The sequence below is a fragment of the Streptomyces sp. NRRL F-525 genome (genome assembly GCF_000716605.1).
In the GTDB taxonomy this organism is placed as follows: domain Bacteria; phylum Actinomycetota; class Actinomycetes; order Streptomycetales; family Streptomycetaceae; genus Streptomyces.
Genome location: NZ_JNXE01000010.1, coordinates 96,504 through 117,308, shown reverse-complemented (window position 1 = coordinate 117,308; position 20,805 = coordinate 96,504). Strand labels below are relative to the sequence as shown.

The 20,805-nt window shown below is 72.8% G+C and carries 15 protein-coding genes; 6 read left to right on the top strand and 9 right to left on the bottom strand.

The window, feature by feature from the left end; translation table 11 throughout:
- Nucleotides 1–114 precede the first annotated feature (114 nt).
- Together glgX and treY are read left to right on the top strand one after the other, a co-directional pair.
- Nucleotides 115–2,232 carry a glycogen debranching protein GlgX gene (glgX, locus tag OO69_RS17005; RefSeq protein ID WP_033281499.1) on the top strand — a complete coding sequence of 706 codons (2,118 nt, stop codon included), beginning with the start codon at nucleotides 115–117 and terminating at the stop codon, nucleotides 2,230–2,232.
- 83 nt (nucleotides 2,233–2,315) lie between these two features.
- Nucleotides 2,316–4,673 (top strand): malto-oligosyltrehalose synthase, encoded by a 2,358-nt coding sequence (gene treY / locus OO69_RS17000; RefSeq protein ID WP_033281498.1) that lies wholly within the window; start codon nucleotides 2,316–2,318, stop codon nucleotides 4,671–4,673.
- Here the strand turns inward: treY and OO69_RS16995 are convergent.
- Entirely contained in the window at nucleotides 4,670–5,764 is a 1,095-nt protein-coding gene (locus tag OO69_RS16995; RefSeq protein WP_033281497.1) for a hypothetical protein, read from the bottom strand. The two genes, treY and OO69_RS16995, sit on opposite strands and share 4 nt — an antisense overlap.
- 509 nt (nucleotides 5,765–6,273) lie before the next feature.
- Here OO69_RS16995 and OO69_RS16990 point away from each other — a divergent pair.
- Nucleotides 6,274–7,566, top strand: coding sequence for a M14 family zinc carboxypeptidase (locus OO69_RS16990; RefSeq protein ID WP_051801070.1), 1,293 nt, complete (start codon nucleotides 6,274–6,276; stop codon nucleotides 7,564–7,566).
- Between the two features lie 22 nt (nucleotides 7,567–7,588).
- Here OO69_RS16990 and OO69_RS16985 read toward each other — a convergent pair whose 3' ends face one another.
- The 3 genes from OO69_RS16985 to OO69_RS16975 form a co-directional block, all read right to left on the bottom strand.
- Nucleotides 7,589–8,014 carry an SSI family serine proteinase inhibitor gene (locus tag OO69_RS16985; protein ID WP_033281496.1) on the bottom strand — a complete coding sequence of 142 codons (426 nt, stop codon included), beginning with the start codon at nucleotides 8,012–8,014 and terminating at the stop codon, nucleotides 7,589–7,591.
- Nucleotides 8,011–9,450, bottom strand: a complete 1,440-nt coding sequence (locus OO69_RS16980; RefSeq protein WP_234444457.1) for a M14 family zinc carboxypeptidase — start codon at nucleotides 9,448–9,450, stop codon at nucleotides 8,011–8,013. Before OO69_RS16980 ends, OO69_RS16985 begins: the two co-directional genes overlap by 4 nt.
- Nucleotides 9,451–9,653: 203 nt before the next feature.
- Nucleotides 9,654–10,205 carry a DUF1707 and FHA domain-containing protein gene (locus OO69_RS16975; protein WP_033281494.1) on the bottom strand — a complete coding sequence of 184 codons (552 nt, stop codon included), beginning with the start codon at nucleotides 10,203–10,205 and terminating at the stop codon, nucleotides 9,654–9,656.
- 173 nt (nucleotides 10,206–10,378) lie between these two features.
- On the opposite strand from OO69_RS16975, the gene treZ reads away from it, so the two are divergent.
- A complete protein-coding gene (gene treZ, locus OO69_RS16970; RefSeq protein WP_033281493.1) occupies nucleotides 10,379–12,124 on the top strand; it encodes a malto-oligosyltrehalose trehalohydrolase in 1,746 nt (581 codons plus the stop codon).
- Nucleotides 12,125–12,229: 105 nt separating this feature from the next.
- Here the strand turns inward: treZ and OO69_RS16965 are convergent, their stop codons facing one another.
- The 4 genes from OO69_RS16965 to OO69_RS16950 all read right to left on the bottom strand — a co-directional run bounded on the left by OO69_RS16965 (nucleotide 12,230) and on the right by OO69_RS16950 (nucleotide 16,026).
- Nucleotides 12,230–13,168, bottom strand: a complete 939-nt coding sequence (locus tag OO69_RS16965; protein WP_033281492.1) for a phosphotransferase family protein — start codon at nucleotides 13,166–13,168, stop codon at nucleotides 12,230–12,232.
- A gap of 44 nt (nucleotides 13,169–13,212) precedes the next feature.
- The gene (locus OO69_RS16960) at nucleotides 13,213–14,340 is read right to left on the bottom strand and encodes an aminopeptidase P family protein (protein WP_033281491.1); all 1,128 of its coding nucleotides are present in this window, start codon (nucleotides 14,338–14,340) and stop codon (nucleotides 13,213–13,215) included.
- A 115-nt stretch (nucleotides 14,341–14,455) separates the two neighbouring features.
- Nucleotides 14,456–15,034, bottom strand: a complete 579-nt coding sequence (locus tag OO69_RS16955; RefSeq protein ID WP_033281490.1) for a PDZ domain-containing protein — start codon at nucleotides 15,032–15,034, stop codon at nucleotides 14,456–14,458.
- A gap of 119 nt (nucleotides 15,035–15,153) precedes the next feature.
- Nucleotides 15,154–16,026 carry a LysR family transcriptional regulator gene (locus tag OO69_RS16950; protein WP_234444456.1) on the bottom strand — a complete coding sequence of 291 codons (873 nt, stop codon included), beginning with the start codon at nucleotides 16,024–16,026 and terminating at the stop codon, nucleotides 15,154–15,156.
- 88 nt (nucleotides 16,027–16,114) lie between these two features.
- Between OO69_RS16950 and OO69_RS16945 the strand changes: the two genes are divergently transcribed.
- Complete coding sequence (locus tag OO69_RS16945) at nucleotides 16,115–16,858, top strand: glutamine amidotransferase-related protein (RefSeq protein ID WP_033281488.1); 744 nt, start codon at nucleotides 16,115–16,117, stop codon at nucleotides 16,856–16,858.
- Between the two features lie 73 nt (nucleotides 16,859–16,931).
- Nucleotides 16,932–18,464 carry a hypothetical protein gene (locus OO69_RS16940; RefSeq protein ID WP_033281487.1) on the top strand — a complete coding sequence of 511 codons (1,533 nt, stop codon included), beginning with the start codon at nucleotides 16,932–16,934 and terminating at the stop codon, nucleotides 18,462–18,464.
- Between the two features lie 64 nt (nucleotides 18,465–18,528).
- On the opposite strand, the gene cyc2 is transcribed toward OO69_RS16940, so the two are convergent.
- The gene (gene cyc2 / locus OO69_RS16935) at nucleotides 18,529–20,682 is read right to left on the bottom strand and encodes a germacradienol/geosmin synthase Cyc2 (protein ID WP_033281486.1); all 2,154 of its coding nucleotides are present in this window, start codon (nucleotides 20,680–20,682) and stop codon (nucleotides 18,529–18,531) included.
- Nucleotides 20,683–20,805: the final 123 nt, after the last annotated feature.

Below are 20,805 nucleotides of genomic sequence, written 5' to 3'. Positions count from 1 at the left end.
TATCCACTGGTCATTTGGTAAGAGGGACGTAAGTCATAGGTGGTTCCCTCACTTTCGGGGAGACTCATGGCCAAGGCGCCCCGGTGGCGGGGCCCGGCTGAAAGAGTCGTGACCATGCAGGTCTGGCCTGGAGAGGCGTATCCACTCGGTGCCACGTACGACGGCGCCGGCACCAACTTCGCGGTCTTCACGGAGGCCGCGGACCGAGTAGAGCTGTGTCTGCTGCACGACGACGGCTCGGAGACGGCGGTGGAACTGCGCGAGAGCGACGCGTTCGTGCGGCACGCGTACGTGCCCGGCATCATGCCCGGGCAGCGGTACGGCTTCCGCGCGCACGGCCCGTACGCCCCCGAGCGCGGCCAGCGGTGCAACTCCGCGAAGCTGCTGCTCGACCCGTACGCGAAGGCGGTCAGCGGATCGATCGCCTGGGGCGAGGAGGTGTACGGCTACCACTTCGACGCGCCCGACAAGCGCAACGACCTGGACTCGGCGCCGCACACCATGACGTCGGTCGTGGTCAACCCGTACTTCGACTGGGGCGACGACCGGCTGCCCCGGCACGGCTACCACGAGACCGTGCTCTACGAGGCCCACGTCAAGGGCCTCACGATGCGGCACCCGGGACTGCCGGAGGAGCTGCGCGGCACGTACGCGGCGCTCGCGCATCCGGCGGTCATCGAGCACCTGGTGGAGCTGGGGGTGACCGCCCTGGAGCTGATGCCGGTGCACCAGTTCGTGAACGACCACCGGCTGGTCGACATGGGGCTGAACAACTACTGGGGCTACAACACGATCGGTTTCTTCGCCCCGCACAACGCGTACGCCTCCTGGGGCGACCGCGGCCAGCAGGTCCTGGAGTTCAAGTCGGCGGTCCGGGCGCTGCACGAGGCCGGTATCGAGGTCATCCTGGACGTCGTCTACAACCACACCGCCGAGGGCAACCACCTGGGGCCGACGCTGTCCTTCAGGGGCCTCGACAACCCCTCGTACTACCGGCTGACGGAGGACCCCCGCTACTACATGGACACCACGGGGACGGGCAATTCACTGCTCATGCGGTCCCCGCACGTGCTCCAGCTGATCATGGACTCGCTGCGCTACTGGGTCACCGAGATGCACGTCGACGGCTTCCGCTTCGACCTCGCGGCCACCCTGGCACGGCAGTTCCACGAGGTGGACCGGCTGTCGTCGTTCTTCGACCTAGTCCAGCAGGACCCGGTGGTCTCCCAGGTGAAGCTGATCGCGGAGCCCTGGGACGTCGGCGAGGGCGGCTACCAGGTGGGCAACTTCCCGCCCCTGTGGACCGAGTGGAACGGCAAGTACCGCGACACCGTGCGGGACATGTGGCGGGGCGAGGGGCGCGCGCTCGCGGAGTTCGCGTCCCGGCTGACCGGCTCGTCCGACCTCTACCAGGACGACGGCCGCCGTCCCCTGGCGTCCATCAACTTCGTGACCTGCCACGACGGGTTCACCCTGAACGACCTGGTGTCGTACAACGACAAGTACAACCAGGCCAACGGCGAGGACAACCGGGACGGTGAGAGCCACAACCGGTCCTGGAACTGCGGGACCGAGGGCGACACCGACGACCCGGCCGTCCTGGAGCTGCGCGCGCGGCAGATGCGCAACTTCGTGGCCACGCTGATGCTGTCCCAGGGCGTGCCGATGGTCAGCCACGGGGATGAGTTCGCGCGCACCCAGAAGGGCAACAACAACGCGTACTGCCAGGACAACGAGCTGGCCTGGGTGAAGTGGCCCGAGGGCGACGGCGATTCGCCGGAGCTGCTGGCCTTCACGCGCGCGTTGGTGTGGCTGCGCAAGGAGCATCCCGTGTTCCGGCGCCGGCGGTTCTTCCACGGGCGGCCCGTGGAGGGCACCCATGACGAGCTGTCGGACATCGCCTGGTTCACCCCGGAGGGCAAGGAGATGACCCAGCGGGACTGGGACTCGGCACAGGCGTCCGCGCTGTCGGTGTTCCTGAACGGCAACGCCATCTCGGAGCCCGGTCAGCGCGGGGAGCGGATCGCCGACGACTCCTTCCTGATGATGTTCAACGCCTCTCCGGAGACGCTGGAATTCGTCGTGCCGGTCAATCACGGCCGCCAGTGGGAGGTGATCGTGGACACGGGCCGCCCGGAGGGGGTGCCGGCGGGCACGGGGGCGAAGGTGAAGGCCGGTGACCGGCTGACCTTGGTGGACCGCAGCATGACGGTGCTGCAACGGCCCACCTAGACGGACACTCCGGTCGGCCGATCAGCGGACCGGATGCGGGAGTGGATGACACGAAAGACGGCCGGGCGGGTACGTAGGTCTGCATGACACCTGAGCGACCCGACCCGGCAGTGCCCACGGCCACCTACCGGCTGCAGCTGCAGCCCGAGTTCCCGTTCACGGCGGCAGCGGCGGCCGTGCCGTACCTGGCGTCGCTCGGCGTCTCGCACCTGCACCTGTCCCCCGTCCTGGAGTCCGTCCCGGGCTCGACGCACGGCTACGACGTCGTGGACCACGCGCGCGTACGGGACGAACTCGGCGGCGAGGACGGCCTGCGGGCCCTCGCGCGCACCGCGCGGGAGCACGGTCTCGGTCTCGTGGTGGACATCGTCCCGAACCACATGGCGATGGCCCCGCGCCACAACCACGCCCTGTGGGAGGTTCTCCGGGAGGGCCCCAAGTCGCCGTACGCGCGCTGGTTCGACATCGACTGGGAGGCCCAGGGCGGGCAGGTGCTGCTGCCGGTGCTGGGCGGTCCGGTCGGCGCGGAGCTGGAGCACCTGAAGGTCGACGGTGACGTCCTGCGCTACTACGACCACGTCTTCCCGCTGCGCGAGGGCACCGCGGAACTGCCGCTGCCCCGGCTCCTGGACGCGCAGTGGTACCGCCCCGTGTGGTGGCGGCTGGCCCGCACCGAGCTCAACTACCGGCGCTTCTTCAGCATTTCGGAGCTGATCGGGGTGCGCGTCGAGGACCCGGAGGTCTTCGACGCCACGCACGCCAAGATGCTGCAGCTGCTGCGCGAGGGCGTCGTCGACGGTCTGCGCGTCGACCACCCCGACGGCCTCGCCGACCCCGACGACTACCTGGCGCGGCTGCACGAGGCGACCGGGGGCCGCTGGACGGTCGTCGAGAAGATCCTCGCGGACGGGGAGCACCTGCCGGCGTCCTGGCCCGTCGCGGGCACCACCGGCTACGACGCCCTGCGGCAGGTCGACGGGCTGTTCACGGACCCGGCGGGTGCCGGTGAACTCCTGGGCCAGTACCGGAGGTTCGCGGCCCCGCAGACCGACCGGGGCGGGCAGTGGGAGGCGACGGTACGGCGGGCCGCGTACAAGGTGCTCACGCACGAACTGGTCGCCGAGATGGACCGGCTGACCCGGGTCGCGGCCCGCCTCTGTGCCACCTCCCCGGACCCCGCACTGCGCGACCGGGCCCCCTGGGCGCTGCGGACGGCGCTGCTGGAGCTTCTGGTCCGCCTGGAGGTGTACCGGCCGTACACCTCGGGAGACACCGCCGCCGTCGTCACCGAGGAGGCGGCGGCCGAGGCCCGGCAGGCGTTCGTCGTCCCGGAGGAGGCGGGCGCCGTCGATGTCGTACGGGAGCTGCTGCTGGGGCGGTACGGGGACGGCCCCGAACAGGTGGAGTTCCGGACGCGGTTCGCGCAGACCTCGTCCGCGCTGCGGGCCAAGTCCGTGGAGGACACGGCCTTCTACCGCTATGTGCCGCTGCTGTCGGCGACCGAGGTGGGCGGGAACCCGGGGAGCCCGGCCGTGTCCCCGGAGGACTTCCACGCGTACTGCGCGCGCGTGCAGCGCGACTGGCCCGCCATGGGCACCGTGTTGTCGACCCACGACACCAAGCGCAGCGCCGACGTACGGGCCGCGCTGGCCGTGCTCACCGAGGTGCCGGAGCGCTGGGCCGACGTACTGGCCGAGGTGACCCGCACCGGGGAGGGCGTGCCGGACGCCCAACTGGCGTGGGCCGCCTGGCAGACGGTGTTCGGGCTCGGCCCCGCGGACGCCGGGCGCGTCCAGGAGGCGCTGCTGAAGCATGTGCGCGAGGCGGGCCTGTACACGAGCTGGACGGAGCAGGAGCCGCCGTACGAGGAGGCCGTGGCGGAGTTCGTCGCGGCGGGCCCGTGCGGGGCTCCCGGCGAGCACGTGGCCGCGTTGCGCACGGCACTGGAGCCGCACATCCGGGCCAACATGCTGGGCGCCGCCCTGGTCCAGCTGACGATGCCGGGCGTCCCGGACCTCTACCAGGGCACGGAGGCCGAGTACCTGGCCCTGGTCGACCCCGACAACCGCCGCCCGGTGCCCTTCCCGCCGCCGCACCCCGGCGACAAGGGCGCGCTCACGGCCGCCGCGCTCCGGCTGCGGGCCCGTCGCCCCGAGGTCTTCGGGGACGCGGCGACGTACGCCCCGCTGACGGCACAGGGCCCGGCGGCGGCGCACTGCGTGGCGTTCGCGCGCTCGGGAGCCGTGGTCACGGCGGTGACCCGGCTGTCGGCGCGGCTCGCGGAGGCGGGCGGCTGGCGGGACACGGTGCTGCCGCTGCCGCCGGGGCGATGGGCCGATGTGCTGGCTCCGGAGCGGGAGTTCACGGGGCACGCACGCGTGGCGGACGTTTTCGGGGAGTTGCCGGTGGTCCTGCTGGAGAAGGGCGGCGAGAGCGACTAGCGGGTGCGGACCCTGAGGATCTTGGGCGAGCGCCGGACCAGGTCCTCAGGCGCCGTCCGGGCGCCCTCTGCGCGGCGCAGGCCCGGCAGGGCGGCCAGCAGGGCCCGCAGACCGTGTTCGGCCGTGAGACGGGCGAGCAGGGCGTCGGAGGCGGTGTGGCGGCCGGTGCCGTGGGCGAGCGGGGCGGGGTCGGGTCGGAAGGCGTCGTAGCGGTCGGGGTCGGTGAAGCGTTCCGGGTCGCGGCCGGCGGCGCCGAGGAGGCAGGCGACGGTGGCTCCGGCGGGGATCGCGCCGACGGGTTCGACGGCCCGGCGCAGCACGAGGTGCAGCGGCGGATCACGGCGCAGGGACTCCGCCCAGGCTCCGGCCGTGAGCTCGGGGCGGGCGCGGAGCACCTCCAACTGACCCGGATGGTCAAGGAGGTTGGCGAGGAACGAAGCGAGCGCCCGCGCGGTCGTCTCCCCCGCCGCGCCGAGCAGCGTGCCCACCAGCCCCGTGACCGTCTCGTCGGACCGCTCGGCGCACAGGGCGGACAGCAGGTCACCGCCCGGATGGGCGCGGCGCCGGGCCGTCAACGGGCGCAGGAAGACGCCCAGTTCGGAACGCCCGCCCCCGGAGGGGCCGAGTCCCGTGCGGCACCAGCAGTGCACGCGCGCGGTCTCCTCGTACGGCAGCCCGAGCGCGGCCACGACCGTCGCGGTGGGCAGCCAGTCGCAGAACTCGGCCACCAGATCGGCCTCTTCACGCGCGGCCAGCCGACGGGCGAGGACATGGGCGCCGCGTTCGACGGCGGCGGTCAGGGCGTCCAGCGCGGGCCCGCGCAGCGCGCGTTCGAGGCGCTGATCGGCCTCCGACGTCCCCTCGCCGGGCACGGGGACGAGCCGGGGGTCGGCGAGCGCGGCGCGGACGTCGTCGTAGCGGCTGACGAGCCAGGCGCCGAAGGGCTCGTCGTACACGAGCGGGTGGTGCGTGCGGAGGGTGCGGTAGAGCGGATACGGGTCCCGTACGGCCGTCCGCAGGCTCGGCGGGGCCGGTGGGCGGGCCGGGGCGCCCGCGGTCCGCGTGACGAGCACGTCCGTGAGACACAGCACCGCCGTCCGCTCCCGTGGTCGTCGCTCCGCCCCGCGCCGTGGGGCGCGCGGCCGGTCCTCCGCGCCATGCGCACACGCGGCTGCCCCCAGCCGACCACCGCACCGCGCGGGACGCAGCCCTCATACGGCCGTACGGGTGAAGCAGGCATCCCGTGGTCCTACGGCGTACGCGGACCGGCCGCACGCCGTAGGGCCGTCCCGGCCACCGGCTCGCACCCGCGTACGGCCCCGGGGTGCGTGCCGGGCGGTGGGCGTGCGGTGACGAACGGCGGCGTCGGTGTGCCCGGTGCGGGGGTACGCGCGTGTGCCCGACGGGGACGTCGTCGGGAGTGAGCGCGGACGCCCGTGGGACCTCCTGGAGAACCCCGGCCCCCTGCTGGCACCAACGCCCCTACCGGCTGCCGGTAAATGCGCCTGGGCGCCCCCGGTAGCCTCCCCCGCGGTCTCCTTGACAGTTCACAGAGCCCGTGAAGTACTGCGATTGCGAAGCCGGGGCTGACTAATCGGGGGTGAGTCTCCTGCCGGAGTTGCGATACCCCAGTGTGACCGAACTGGTCTCGTCCGCAAGGGCGTTGGCCGCGCATCGGCCGGGCCTGTGCGCTCTGCGGCAGGTGGGCGTCTCCCGCGCGGGCAGGCCGCTCCATCTGCTGTCCGTGGGGCACGCCCAGCGCGCCGTCCTGGTGGTCGCGGGCGCCCACGCCAACGAGCCGACCGGTGGCTCCACTCTCCTCGCCCTGGCCGAACGGGTCGTACGGGAAAGGGAGTTGAGGTCGGACACCTCCTGGCACTTCCTGCTGTGCGCGGACCCGGACGGGGCGAGTCTGCATGTCACGCCGGCGCCGCGCAGCCTGCTCGACTACCACCTGGGCTTCTACCGGCCGGCCGGGCCCGAGCAGCCGGAGTGGTCGCCCTCCGTGCTGCCGCCCGACCGACTGCCGCCCGAGACACGGACGTTGACCCGGGTCATCGACGAACTGCGGCCCTACCTCCAGGTGACCCTGCACGGGACCGACCTGGGCGGCAGCTGGGTGCAGCTGACGAAGGACATACCGGGGCTGGCCGAGCCGTTCGCCAAGTCGGCGGCGGAGCTGCACATCCCGGTGGAGACGGGCGCCTCGGACGCGGCGGGCTGGCCCGCCTCGGGGCCCGGGGTGCATGTGATGCCGGCGCCCGGTTCGGACGTGGCGTACCCGAGCATGCCGGACGACGCCCGGCACAGCACCTGGTACCACGCGCACCGCTACGGCGGTCTGACCGCGGTCGTGGAGGTCCCGATGTGGGCCAGCGACCTGGTGGACGACCCGGCACCGCATCCCGCCCCGGCGGCGGCGATACGGCGGCTGGCGCGGCGCCTGCTGCGGGACACGCGGGAGGTGGAGTGGGTGCTCGCCGACGCGCTGCCGCGCCTCCAGGGCGTCGACACACCGCTGCTGCGGGCCGCGAAGTGGGCGCTGGAGCTGGTGCCCGGCCTGGCCGCGGACTGGATGCACACACGGCCGGCCGACACGACGATGGCGTACGTCGGCAGCGTGGACGCGTTCGGGCGCCGGCTGCCGCTGCGGGCGGCCGCGATGCTGCTGCGGGTCCTGCGGGAGACCGACGACCGTGCGGCGCCCCTGCTCGAACACCTCGTGGCGTCCTGGAGCGACGCCTTCGCGGAGCGCTTCCGGGCCCGCTGGGTGCCCCTGGAGCACCAGGTCGAGCATCAGTCCCGCACGGTCGTGGCGGCGGCGCTGCACGCGCGCGAGCAGGCGGGCGGATTCGGGGACGCCCCACGCGTGCGTGCCCAACGCTCGGCCTGACGCGGCCCGTTCGGCCCGCGCCTCAGGTGTCCAGCGCGAAGACCTCTCCGGTGCGCGCCGCCATGACGCACCCGTTGGAGAACGTCCTCCTGTAGTCGACCGGGCGGCCCTTCCACTCCCCGCGCGCGTGGGCGGTCACCGGGGCGTAGATCATCGGGCACATGACGCCCTTGGCCGGGACGGCGTCGATGTCGCCGCCCGCGGCGCCCAGTTCGGCACAGGCCTCGGCCGCGTGGGCGTGCCCCTGGGGCGGGTCGCACAGGAGCAGCGTCCCGCGCGTGTCACTGGACCGGCTGTCGCCCCGGGTGACGGTGAGGTAGAGCCAGTCGCCCCGGACGCCGTGGTGGGGCGCGGTCGCCTGGGCCGGTGCCTGTCCGGCGGCGAGGAGCACAAGTGCCGCCGGAAGCAGGGCACTCCGGAGCACGGTCGTTTTGAAGGTGTAGGTCATTCCTGGTGCATCGGCACCGCGGTCTCCGTACCCCACCCCGGCTCACCCGAACGGGAGCGCACGGGCGCGTGCCGCCGGGCCAGTTCGAACGCGCTGAGCACCACACGTGACTGGTACTCGACCTGGCGCGCGACCGAGATCCAGCGCGCCCCGCAGCCGTCGCGGTAATCGGCGCACCACTGGTCGATCAGCCGGTCCAACTCCGGGAGTACACCGGCCTGATCGCTCCCGGAGGCGATCACGAGCTGGTACAGCAGCCCGGCCGTCCGCAGCGCCAGCCGTCGCCCCGCGATGCGCAGGGCGGCCAGGTGGGCGGTGTTGAGCGGCGGCAGCGGACGGGCGGCGCCGGTGTCGACGTCGGGGTCCCACGCGTCGGCGAGCCCGGGGATCACCAGTAAATAGTCGTCGACCGGGGCGAGCAGCCGCGCCGCGTCGGACACGACGAGGGTCCGCGGACGCGGCTCGGCGGTGTCCCGCGCGGGCGGTACCACCGGGTCGGCGGCGGGCCGCGGCCAGGCGTCCCGCAGCCCGACGCCCAACCCCGCCTCGGCGTCGCCTTGCACGAACGGCCGTATCCGCGCGAGGAGTTGCTCCAGGACGCGGCTGTCGTGGCGCAGGGTGTGGCTCACGGTGCGCAGGAAGGCGTCCGCGTCGGCGGGCGGTGCGCCGTTCTCGACGCCGGTCACGCCCCACATCGGCGCCTCCACGACCGCGGTCACCGTGCCGTGCCGGTGCGGGTGGTACCAGGTGGACTCGACGGCGGCCTCGGTGATGGCGGCGGCGAGGTCGCCCGGGCGCGGTGGCGGGATGCGGTAGACGGCGGGGCCGAGGGTCGGCCAGTACAGGGTGTCGTAGGGGCCGAGTTCGCGCGGGATGCCGAGGCGGGCCGCGGTGTGGGCGACGCGGCGGGCGAGACCCGGGAGGTCGCGGGTCAGCTCCACGAAACCGCCGCCCACGTCGACGCCGTGCAGGGAGCACTGGAGGAAGGGGCGGAGTTCGTCCTGGATCTCCAACAGGGCGCGCGTTTCCGGGAGTCGGGCGCCGGCCGCGCCGTCGGGCAGCCACTCGGGCTGTTCCAGGAAGCCGGGGCGGAAGAAGTTCCGGAAGTAGCGGCCGAGGGTGTACGGGCCGGGGAGCCAGCCCTCGTTGCGGCGCGAGCCGTCGGGGTCGAGGCACAGCAGCAGGTTCCAGGTGGCGTCGGCGCCCTCGCTCAACCGGGGGTCGGCGAGGACCCGTTCGGCCAGCCGGAGCACCGTCGCGCCGCCCACGGGCTCGTTGGCGTGCGGTCCGGCGACCACGAGGGCCTGGCGGCCGCCGTGGCCCACGGAGAGCAGCCACAGGGGCGTACCGGCGCGGGAGGTCCCGACGCGGCGCAGCCGGGCGTCCTGGGGGTGGCGGGCGACGAGCGCGGCGGCCTGGGCGGCCAACTCGTCCACGGACGGGTAGCGGAGGAGTGGCGGCAGGGCACACCTCCACAATTGTGGTGCCGTCGGTTCACCTGGTGTGCATGGTGTACGCACAGTCAGTCACGACGGACGGGGTACGTCAACACCGCCGTACGCAAAGGGATTTCACGCTCATCCAAGATCGCCACGTCGGGTAATGCCCAGGCCAGAGGTGAAGTGCGGCCCGGTCCGGCTCAGGTGCCGGCGATCCGGAACATCATCCGCCCGAAGCCGATCTGGTCGCCCTCGCGGACGACGGCCGCGCCGGTCACCCGTCGGCCGTTGACCGTCGTGCCGTTGGTCGAGCCGAGGTCGCGCAGCACCCACATGCCGCCCTGGCGGCTGAGTTCGGCGTGCACCCGGGAGACCGTCTCGTGGGTCAGGCGCAGCCCGTTGGCGGGGTCGCGGCCGATGCGCAGGGGATGTCCGTTGCCCGGGTGGGGCAGCAGCAGCTTGGGGAGCCGCTCGGCCTGCCAGGCCCTCCGGAGCCGTACGGTGAAGCCGGAGACGGCCTCCACGGTGCCGAACAGGGCACGCGAGAGGCGGCTTTCGGTGGGCAGGTCGGCGGTGAGCGGTACGAGGTCCTCGGACCGGCGGGCGGCGAGCGCCAGCTCCATGCGCCGGATGAACGTGTCGTGGGACAGCCGCCCCATGGCGACGCCGTCGTGGAGGACCTTGAGCGCCTTGTCGCGCTCCACGTCGGACAGCCGCGCGGGGTACGTGTGGAACTCGAAGGACGACGTCACGCTCGTGATTGTCGGGCAGTGAACCCCGGGTGTCCAGAAGACGCGGAAACGGCACGCACGCGCGTGAAGATGACGACACCTGCGCCAAAGGGACGGATTCAAAAGCGGATTGATCTCGTTTGAAGCACGATGGACGGGCTACATCCCGGTGAGCAGACGAAGGGGAACCGTCCGTGCAGTTCGAGGTGTGGGCACCAGAGGCAGACCGTGTGACGCTCCATTGCGAGGGCGCCACGCGCGCGTTGGAGCGCGATCCCGAGCGCGTGGGGTGGTGGACCGGCGAGGCGGAGGCGGACGACGGCACGCGCTACGGGTTCGCGGTGGACGACGGCCCGCCACGGCCCGACCCGCGCTCGCGCCGCCAGCCGGACGGCCCGGACGGGCTGAGCGCGGTCGTCGACCACGAGCGGTACGCGTGGCGTGCCGCGTGGTCCGGACGCCCCCTGCCCGGAGCGGTGCTCTACGAACTGCACGTCGGCACGTACACGCCCGAGGGCACCCTGGACGCGGCCGCCGACCGGCTCGGCCATCTCGTCGAACTGGGCGTCACCCACGTCGAGTTGATGCCCCTGTGCCCGTTCCCCGGCCGCCACGGCTGGGGCTACGAGGGCGTCTCCCTGTGGGCCGTGCACGAGGCCTACGGCGGCCCCGAGGGGCTCAAGCGGTTCGTCGACCGGGCCCACGAACTGGGCCTGGGCGTCGTGCTCGACGTGGTGCACAACCACCTTGGCCCGTCCGGGAATTACCTGCCCGTGTTCGGCCCCTACTTCACGGACACGCACCAGACCCCCTGGGGCAGTGCCGTGAACCTGGACGCGCCCGGCTCGGACGAGGTGCGCGCGTTCCTCCTGGGCAGCGCGCTGGCGTGGCTGCGCGAGTACCGGATCGACGGGCTGCGGCTGGACGCGGTGCACGCGCTGCAGGACACGCGCGCGTGCCACTTCCTGGAGGAACTGTCCGCCGCCGTCGACGCGTTGGCCGCCGAGACGGGCCGGCCGCTGTTCCTGGTCGCCGAGTCCGACCTGAACGACCCGCGCGTGGTGACCTCCCGCGCGGAGGGCGGACTCGGGCTGCACGCGCAGTGGAACGACGACTTCCACCACGCCCTGCACACCGCGGTGACGGGTGAATCGCAGGGCTACTACGCGGACTTCGCGCGGGCCCCGCTCTCGGCGATCGCCAAAACCCTGACCGGTGGCTTCTTCCACGACGGCACCTATTCGAGCTTCCGGGACCGTCATCACGGCCGCCGCCTCGACCGCACGCGCGTGGCCGCGCACCGCCTCCTCGGCTACAGCCAGACCCACGACCAGGTCGGCAACCGCGCCCAGGGGGACCGCCTTTCGGCCTCCCTCTCCCCCGGCCTGCTGGCCTGCGCCGCCGCGCTGACCCTGGCCGGACCCTTCACACCGATGTTGTTCATGGGCGAGGAGTGGGCCGCGGGCACGCCCTGGCAGTTCTTCACCGACCACACCGACCCGGACCTCGCGGAGGCCGTACGGCAGGGCAGGCGACGGGAGTTCACGTCGCACGGCTGGGCCGCGGAGGACGTACCCGACCCGCAGGACCCGGCGACCCGCGACCGCTCCTGCCTCGACTGGTCGGAGCCGGAGCGCGAACCCCACGCGCGCGTGCTGGCCTGGTACCGCCGGCTCATCGCCCTCCGCCACCAGGAACCCGACCTCACGGACCCCGACCTCACCGACACGAAGGTGGCCTACGACGAGGACGCCCGCTGGCTCGCCCTGCGCCGCGGAGACGTACGCGTCGCCGTGAACCTCGGCAAGGAACCGGCCGCGATCCCGTTGGGCACCCGCCCGGCGCAGATCCTGGCCGCGTGGGAGCCGGTGGAGGCGCCGGGGGCGGACGGGTTGCTGCGGCTGCCCGGGGAGTCGTGCGTGGTGCTGGCGCAGGCGTAAACGCTTGCGCGAGCGTTTACGGACCGGCGGCGTAAACGCTTGCGCGAACGCTTGCGGACGGCCGGCGTAAACGCTTGCGCAATCGTTCGCGTAAACGCTTGCGCGCTACAACTCCCCGTCCCCTTCCCTGAGTTCCGTCACCCGTTCCAGCAGGATCGCCTCCCAGCTGCGGCGCAGTTGGGTCCTGAGGAGCGGGACGGGCCCGGTTTCGCGGCCCTTGAGGCAGTCGGCGAGGCGGACGACGGTGTCACAGCGGGCGAGCCAGAGGCCGCGCAGGCAGGGGCGGGCGCCGTAGCCGGCGAGGGTCGCGGCGCGTACGGCGGCGGGGGAACCGACCGCCAGGGCGAGTCCGGCGATGTCCTCGGCGGGGTCGCCGAGGGCCGCGTCGGTCCAGTCCAGGACGCCGCGGACCCGGCCGTCGGTGCTCACCACGAGGTGTTCGCCCTTGAGGTCGTGGTGGACGAGGACCGCGGTGCCGGGCTGGGCGGCGAGCTGGATCGCGCCGGGCGGGGTGAGCTGGTGGAGGCGGGCGGCGTCGAACTCGTCGGCGGCGGCGAGCCGTTCGGCGGCCTGCTCGGCGGTGCGGCGCAGCTCCTCCAGGGAGCGCGGTGCGGTGCGCGGGATCCCGAGCGACTCGGCGTGCCGGGTGGGCACCTCGCGCAGCCCGGTGAGCAGCCCGGCCAGGTCGGCCTCGCCGACGGCGGAGACGTCCTGGTCCTCGCCGGAACGCCCGGGCACCTTGGTGTCCAGCGTGTAGGTGAGCCCGGGCGCCCACTCGCCGTGCGCCACGCTCGTCGGAACGGCGACGGGGAGATACGGCCGTACGAGGTCGCGCAGGCGCAGTTCACGGCGTTGGCGCACGGTGGCCGCGCGGTTCGGGGCGAGGCGCAGGACATGGCGGGAGCCGACCCACCAGGTGTCGTGCCCGCCGCCCTCGGCGACAGGCGTGATCTCGGGTCCGGCACCGTCGGCCGTACCGTCCTTGAGCAGGGAACGGACCAGCTGGCGGACGGTGTCCGCGGTGGGTGTCGGTGCCTGGGTCATGGTCGGGCCGTCGCCGTTCGGGGTGTCGGGGCTCCTGGTCGTCGTCAGTCCACCAGGGCCATCTCGCGGGCCGTGTTGTTGAGCCGGCGGCCACCGTGGTCGGTCACCGTGACGATGTCCTCGATGCGTACCCCGAAGCGCCCGGGCAGATAGACGCCGGGCTCCACGGAGAAGCACATCCCGGGGACGAGGGGCTGTTCCTCGCCCTCGATCATGTACGGCGGCTCGTGCGTGGTGACGCCGATGCCGTGGCCGGTGCGGTGGATGAAGTAGGGGCCGTATCCGGCGTCGTCGATGACCGCGCGGGCGGCGCGGTCGACCTCCTGGCAGGCGACTCCGGGGCGCACCGCGCGGAACCCTGCCTCCTGGGCCTCGCGGACGAGGTCGTGGACGCGCTGTTCCTCGTCGCTGGGTTCGCCGACGTGGACCGTGCGCGAGGTGTCGGAGCCGTAGCCGTCCTTGAGGCCGCCGAAGTCGAGGACGATCATGTCGCCCTGCTGGATGACGCGGTCGCCGACCTCGTGGTGCGGGTTGGCTCCGTTGGGGCCCGAGGCGACGATCGTGAAGTCGACCTGGGAGTGCCCGAACTGCCGTAGCAGATCGGCGAGATCGGTGCCGACGTCGGACTCGCGGCGGCCGGCGAAGGGAACCTTCCGGATCTCCTCGTACGTTGCGTCAGCGGCCGCTCCGGCGGCCGCCATGAGGTCCAGTTCGGCCGCGTCCTTGACCGCGCGGAGCATCGGGAGCGCGTCGGTGAGGGAGGCGTAGGTGGTGTCGGGCAGCGTCTTCTGCAGGCCCAGCAGGTGCATGGACCAGGCGTTGTCGCTGATGCCGAAGCGGCCGGTCGCGTCGAGGAGGGCCGCGGTGGCGGCGTAGGGGTCCTTGCCGTCGGTCCAGTCGCGCAGGGTGAGGGCGTCGGCGCCGGCCGCCTTGGCCGCGTCGGGGGCCTCCAGGGTGGGCACGACGAGGACCGGGGAGCGGCCGGGGGCCAGGACGAGCACAGTGAGCCGTTCGGTGACCGCGGTGGGCGCGTAGCCGGTGAGCCACACCAGGTCCGGTCCCGGCGCGACCAGGAGTCCCGCGAGACCGGCGTCTGCGGCGGCCCGCGCGGCGCGGTCCATGCGGGCCCTGTAGTCGGCGGCGGTGAAGGGCGCGGGCGGGCTACCGGTCATTCAGGCCTCCGAGGACGGACGGAACGGGGCTACGGTCAGCATCCTGCCCGGACCCGGAGGGCCACGCGAGCCGATCGGCGGGACTTCCCCGGCCCGGGCGACGCGCGGCGCCGGGTCAGACGACGTACCCGGGGACCACGGTGAACTGCTGGAAGCCGCCGCTGTGGTGCCGCACGGTGATCGTGACCTCGTCCCCGGGGCGGGCACGCGCGACCGCGCGCGCGAGGTCGGCCGCCGAGTCGACCCGGGTGCCGCCGAACGTGAGCAGGACGTCGCCGCGGATCAGGCCGGCCGTGTAGCCGGGGCCGGGGATGTGGACGCCGACGACCAGGGCGCCCGCCTTGTCTGCGTCCACGGCCTCCACGCCGAGTGTCGCGGCGGCGGCCGTGGCCGACGGCGAGGGGCTCGCGGAGGGCGTGGTCCGGCCGGTCGGGACGGTCGGCGGCGCCGGTTGCCGGGCCGCTTGGCGCTGCATCTCGGCGAGTTTGCTCATGCCGATCACCGTGGCGCCGACCGTGCCGAGGCCGACCCCCGACAGCACCAGGACGGTCCCGACGAACAGGCCGAACAGCAGGGTCACGAGCCGTCGGCCGCGGCGCCGCGCGGCGTGCGGGCGCCGGGTGGGGCCGGGCTTGGTGCCGCCGCCGGGTTCCTGACCGGGCATCGGCTTGGGACGCAGCGCAGTCTGTTCCATGGATCGCCTCCGGCAGATGCTCTACCCGGCGCACCGGCGCGCGACGTGCCACGAACGAGTGAGACTGACCGGGGGGCAGGAGCGGGAAGGCCCTGCGCGCCGCACGCGCGCGTGGCACCTCACTCCCGTTCCCGCTCCACCAGGCGCGCCACCAACCGCGCCGCCGCCCCTCGTGGGGCTCCCCCGTACACCAGCTCCGTACGGTGCACGACGCGTGGTTCGGTGAGCGGGACGGCGACCGCGCCACGCACCCCGGTGGCCGCCGAGCGGGGCAGCAGGGTCAGGCCGTGGCCCGCGGCGGCGAGAGCCGTGAGGACGCGGATGTCGGTGCCGTCGTAGCGCAGGGCCGGGCGGAAGGCGCCGCCGCCGTTCGCGGCGCGGAGCCGCGCGAGGGGGACGCCCGCGTCGGGTGCGTCGAGCCAGCGGGCGGCGGCGAGGTCGCCGAGGCGCAGGGCGGCGTGGCCGGCCAGGGGGTGGTCGTCGGGGAGCAGGACGCAGACGGGTTCCTCGGCGACGCCGTGGGTGGTCAGCGGGGCCACGTCGGGCAGCCGCAGCGGATCGTTCGGGGCCGCGATCCCGTCGACCAGGCCGAGGTCGGCGGTGCCGGTGGCGACAGCAACCGGCACCTCGTCCCGGGTGAGCACGCGCAGCGTCACGCCCGCGCGCGGGAGGGCGGTCAGGACGCGCGGCCCGAGTGCGGTCGGCGCGGTGGCGAGGGTGAGTCCGCGTTCGGGTGCGGCGGCCATCCGGACGACGTCCGCGCGGGCGGCGTCCAGGCGCAGCAGCAGCGGGGTCGCGTGTTCCAGAAGCCGTTCGCCCGCCGAAGTGGGCGTCACGGGGCGGCGGTTGAGCAGCGGGGCGCCGAGGTCCTGTTCCAGGGCGGCGATGTGCTGGGACACCGCGGACTGGGTGTAGCCCAGCTCGCGTGCGGCCGCCGAGAAGGAGGCGAGCCGGGCCACGGTGACGTACGTACGCAGGAGGTGCGGATCCACGGAGGACAGCATCCCATCAGTACTGCTTATCGGGAGAGCAGGAATCATCGTTGGACGTGAACATCGGGTCGCGCCCAGGATGAACGGCATGACGAACACCGCGGATCAGACCGCTCGCACCGCGCGTATCGCCCTGGTCGGCGACCGCTCCCCCAACGTCGTCTCGCACTCCCGTCTCCCGCTCATCCTCGACGCCCTCGCCGAGCGCGACCGGCTCGTCCTCGACGCCTACTGGATCCCGTCCGAGGACGCCGAGGCACCGGACGCGGTGCGCGGGTTCGACGCCGTGTGGGTGCTGCCGGGCAGCCCCTACCGCAGCGAGGCCGGCGTCCTGTCCGCGATCCGCACCGCGCGCGTGGAGGGCGTTCCGTTCCTCGGCACCTGCGGCGGTTTCCAGCACGCGCTGCTGGAGTACGCCCGTGACGTGTGCGGGCTGACCCGGGTCGCGCACGCCGAGAACGACCCCGGCGCCGAGGACCTCCTCATCGAACCGCTGGCCTGCTCCCTCGTCGGCCACGAGGCGGCCGTCACGGTCGAACCGGGCTCGCTCGCCGAGTCCGCGATCGGCTCGGAGCGCACGGTCGAGCGCTACTTCTGCTCCTACGGCCCGACCCGCCACCTCGACACCCTGCGCGCCCACGGCCTGCGCTTCTCCGGCCACGACGAGGACGGCCACGTCCGCATCGCCGAACTCCCCGGCCACCCCTTCTTCCTGGCCACCCTCTTCCAGCCGGAACTGTCCGGCGACGGCTCGCGCCCGCATCCGGTGGTCCGGGCGCTGGCGCGGGCGGCGGTGGAGCACGCCGGTCAGGAGCAGGAGGCGGCCGTCTGACCGCCCGGCATCTCACCGCCCGGCATCCCGTCGTCCGATCCCGTTGTCAGTGGCGGCTGTTACGTTCTGTGACATGACCGATCACGCTCTGCGGCTGCTCCGACACCACGCCCACCTGGCCGAACTGGCCGCGTTCCCCTTCGACTTCGACCTGGACCGGGCCGACCACGTCGAGCCGGTGCGGCTGGCCTCGGGTGGTCCGCTGCGTCCGGTCGCGGGTGACGGGTCGGGCGGTACGTACTTCGTGTGCGCGGACGGTTCGGTGCTGTACGCCGACTCCGAGGGCTCGGCTGGGATCATCGGCTCCACTGTGGACGAGGCGTTGGAGATCGTGATCGGTCTGCCGGGCTGGCGCGACCATCTGGACCTGTCCCCGGCCGACGGCCCGGAGAAGATCCTGGCCCGGGTCGCGGAGACGGAGGAGGAGTTCCGCGAGGACTACGGCATCGACGAGGCGAGGCCCCGACTCCGCACCGCCCTGGGCCTGTCCGAGCGTTCCCCGGTCGAGCTGATCGGCATGCTGCACACCGCCCTGCTGCGCACCGAGCCCGACTTCCTGCTCCTGAACGCCGAGGAGGGCCGCGCCTACGACCTCCTGGACCGGCATCCCCGTCCCCCGCTGTGGGAGCCGGTGCTCGCCCGGGGCCGCGACGATCTCGCGGCACTGCGCGCGGGCGACCGTACGGTGTGGGACGCGACGGCCGAGGATCCCGTACGGCGTCGACTCGCCCTGCGGGCCGCGCAGTTCGACCGCGCGGACAGTGATCTGGAGCTGCTGCGGCACCTGGTCCGCCACGAGGCGGAGTCGTCGATGACGGACGAACTGCGGCTCGCCGCCGTGCTGGTGGGGCTGCACGGCCACCCCGAGGATCTGCCGTTGCTGGACGAGGTGCGGGAGACGGACTTCGACACCGCGTGCGGGCTGAGCGAGATGCCCCGGCCCGGCGCGGACGGAGCGGCCCTTCGGGAGTGGGCGCTCGGTCTGGACGACGTCTTCTTCGGTACGGACCCGTCCGACGAGCCGTCGGACACCTGGACCGGACTGGCCGCCGACCAGGGTCTGACCGAGCTGGCCCGGACCGCCCTGATCCGCAGGCTCGACGCGATCGAGCTGGACCAGGGCATGCTGCGGCGACCGGACGCGCCGAAGGCGCTGGACACCTCTCCCCTGTCCTCGCTCGCCCGCGAGTTCGAGCAGCTGGGCGATCTCACCCAGGCCCTGCGCGCCCAGCGCCTCCACGCCGCCCTCCAGGACACGGCATGGGACCGCGTCTCGGCCCGGCTGACCCAGGCCCGGCTGGAGCGCGAGACTGGTCAACTCCCGCAAGCAGGACGGACGTTGGCGGTCCTACGGGAGACCCTGTCCGCCCCCGCCGACGACTCCCTCCGGTACTGGCAGGACGTGAACCTCGGCCAGTTCATTGCCAAGGAGCACTACGCCCTGGCACGCGACCTGGCCGACGCGGACCTCCCGGAGGAGGCCCGCGCGACCCTGGCCGCCGCCGAGGACATACGCGGCAAGCTCTCGGGGCCGGCGGCAACGGCCGTACGAGAGCACGCCGTTGAGGCCGCCGAGCGAGTCGGGGACGCGCGGGATCTCGACTGAGCGGCTGTGTCAGCGCCCTCCGGGTGTCGATGGGGGTGCTGCCTCAGGCCCGCCCGCATCACCCTCAACCGAACGGCAACACCGGCACCCGGTCCGGCACGAACCCGTGTGACCGCTTCGACAGGTACTCCGCCTTGTAGCGGTCGACCTCGCTGTGCCAGTTCAGGATGCCCGCCATCCAGTGCTGGAGGTCGGTCACATAGCCCTTCATGATCTCGCGGGCCTCGTCCGAGAGGTCGAAGTCGTCGTAGACGATGGGCAGTTCGTTCGCGGCGACGTGTTCGAACTGGCGCATGCGCTGGGTCATCAGGTCGTGGACGACGCCGAGTGCGGTTGGGTAGTCGATGCCGAAGAAGTTCTGCACGACGAGGATCGCGTTGTGGACCTCGCCCTCGTACTCGATCTCCTTCTGGTAGGAGAAGACGTCGTTGAGGAGGCAGGCGTAGTCGATGGCCGCGTTCTCCAGGGCGCGGACGGGGCCGGTGCGGTAGACCTCGGGCGGGACCTTCGGGCCGTGGCCCATGCGGCACATGCTGAGGGTGAGGTCGGAGCCGAAGGTGGCGCGGCGCATCTCCAGGTAGTCGATCGGGTCGGGGACGCGGTGCTGGATCTGGTTGGACAGTTCCCAGACCCAGCTCTCGGTCATCGTGTTGATCGCGGTCTTCAGGGTGCGCCGGTCGTCCAGGGGCATCTCGGCGGTGGTGAGGGCCCACAGGTCGATGAGCCCGCGCTCCATGCCGTTGACCGGCACGATGACCGCCGGTCCCTCGACGGGCATGCAGTCCGACAGGCGGGCCGTGGTGACACGGGCGGCGGCGAGGTCGCCGCGGATGCCGTAGACGAGGGGGTAGTAGTCGTCGCCGTAGGTCCCCCAGGCGAGCCAGCGGGAGCTGAGGTCGAGGGCCGCCTCGGTGGCGTCCGGGTCGATGCCCGCGGAGCAGAGCGGGAGGTCGGCGGCGGCGAGTTTCTCCTCGTCCCAGACGCCCTCCTCCAGGAGGCCCATCGCATGTGCCCAGTCGACGAGGCGGACGCGAGCGCCGTCCAGGTGCGGGCTGAGTTCGACCTGGAACGGCATGTAGAAGTCGGGGAGTTGGGAGGGGCCGACCTTCTGGAAGGGCACGTGGGTGTAAGCGCGCAGCCGTTCGGCGCCGGCCGAGGCGAGCAGGGCGCCGATGTCGGCGGCTGAGGTGCCGATGCCGGTCGGGCCGTTCAACGGCGAGTTGTCGAGGGCGCCTTCGTTCATGTAGCGGCTGGAGCGCAGGTGCCATTCGTGGCCGCCGGACTGCCAGTCCTGCAGTCCCTGGGCGTAGGCGGCGACGGCCCTGACCTCGTCCGGGGTGAGACCTTTCTCCAGGGCCACGGCGGGCACTTCGGTGAACGCGGTGTGCTCGAACTGGTGGAGCCGTGAGGTCAGTACGTCGTTGACGGTGTCGGCGGCCTCCTGGGTGGTGCAGCCGAAGAACGACTCCAGGACGAGCACGCCGTTGCTCAGCTCGCCCTCGTCCTCGACCTCCCGCTGGTAGGAGAAGAGGTCGTTGCGCAGATGGACGCCGTCGGAGAAGGTCTCCATCAGCACCCGCAGCGGCCGCTCCTCGGCGACGGACGCGGGCACTTCGGAGGTCGCGTACTCCACGAGCCCCGCCGACCAGGGCGCGCCGCCCACCTTGCGGCGCATCTCGATGTACTCGACGGGGTTGGCCACCCGCCCCTCGTTGATGTTGGACAGCTCCCACAGGGACTCGTTGAGCAGGTGCTCGGTGGAGACGGCGAAGCGGCGGCGCCAGTCGACGGACATCGACGGCACCGTGCGCGCCCACAGGTCGGCGAGCCCCGCCTCGACCGGATTCTCCGGCTCCGGCACGGGAGTCGAGAGGTCCAGCGGCATGAACAGCGGCAGCCGGTCCAGGTAGGCCTTGCCGCCGGCGCGGTCCTGGCTGCGCTTGAAGGTCTCCAGGAAGTGGTCGTCGAAGAAGAACACCCACACGTACCAGTCGGTGATCAGCGACAGGGCGGGCCCGTCGCAGTCGGGGTGGGTGTAGGCGCAGAGCAGGCCGTAGTCGTGCGCGTCGAGGTCGGCCTGCTCCCAGATCCCGGAGCCCTCCAGCATGCCCATCTCGCGGGCCCACACGGAGGAGTGGGCGCGGGCCTCGTCCAGATGCGGATTGAGGCGCGCGGGATACGGCATGTAGAAGTGCGGGAGTTCGAACGGCTGGGTCATGGCCGGGCCCTACCCGCGGCCCTCAACGGCCATCCCGAGCAAGGGACATGATCACACCATCGCGTGAATCAGGAGTGAACCCATGAGTTTCGCCCGCATCTTGTGACGTTCACTTCTACGCGC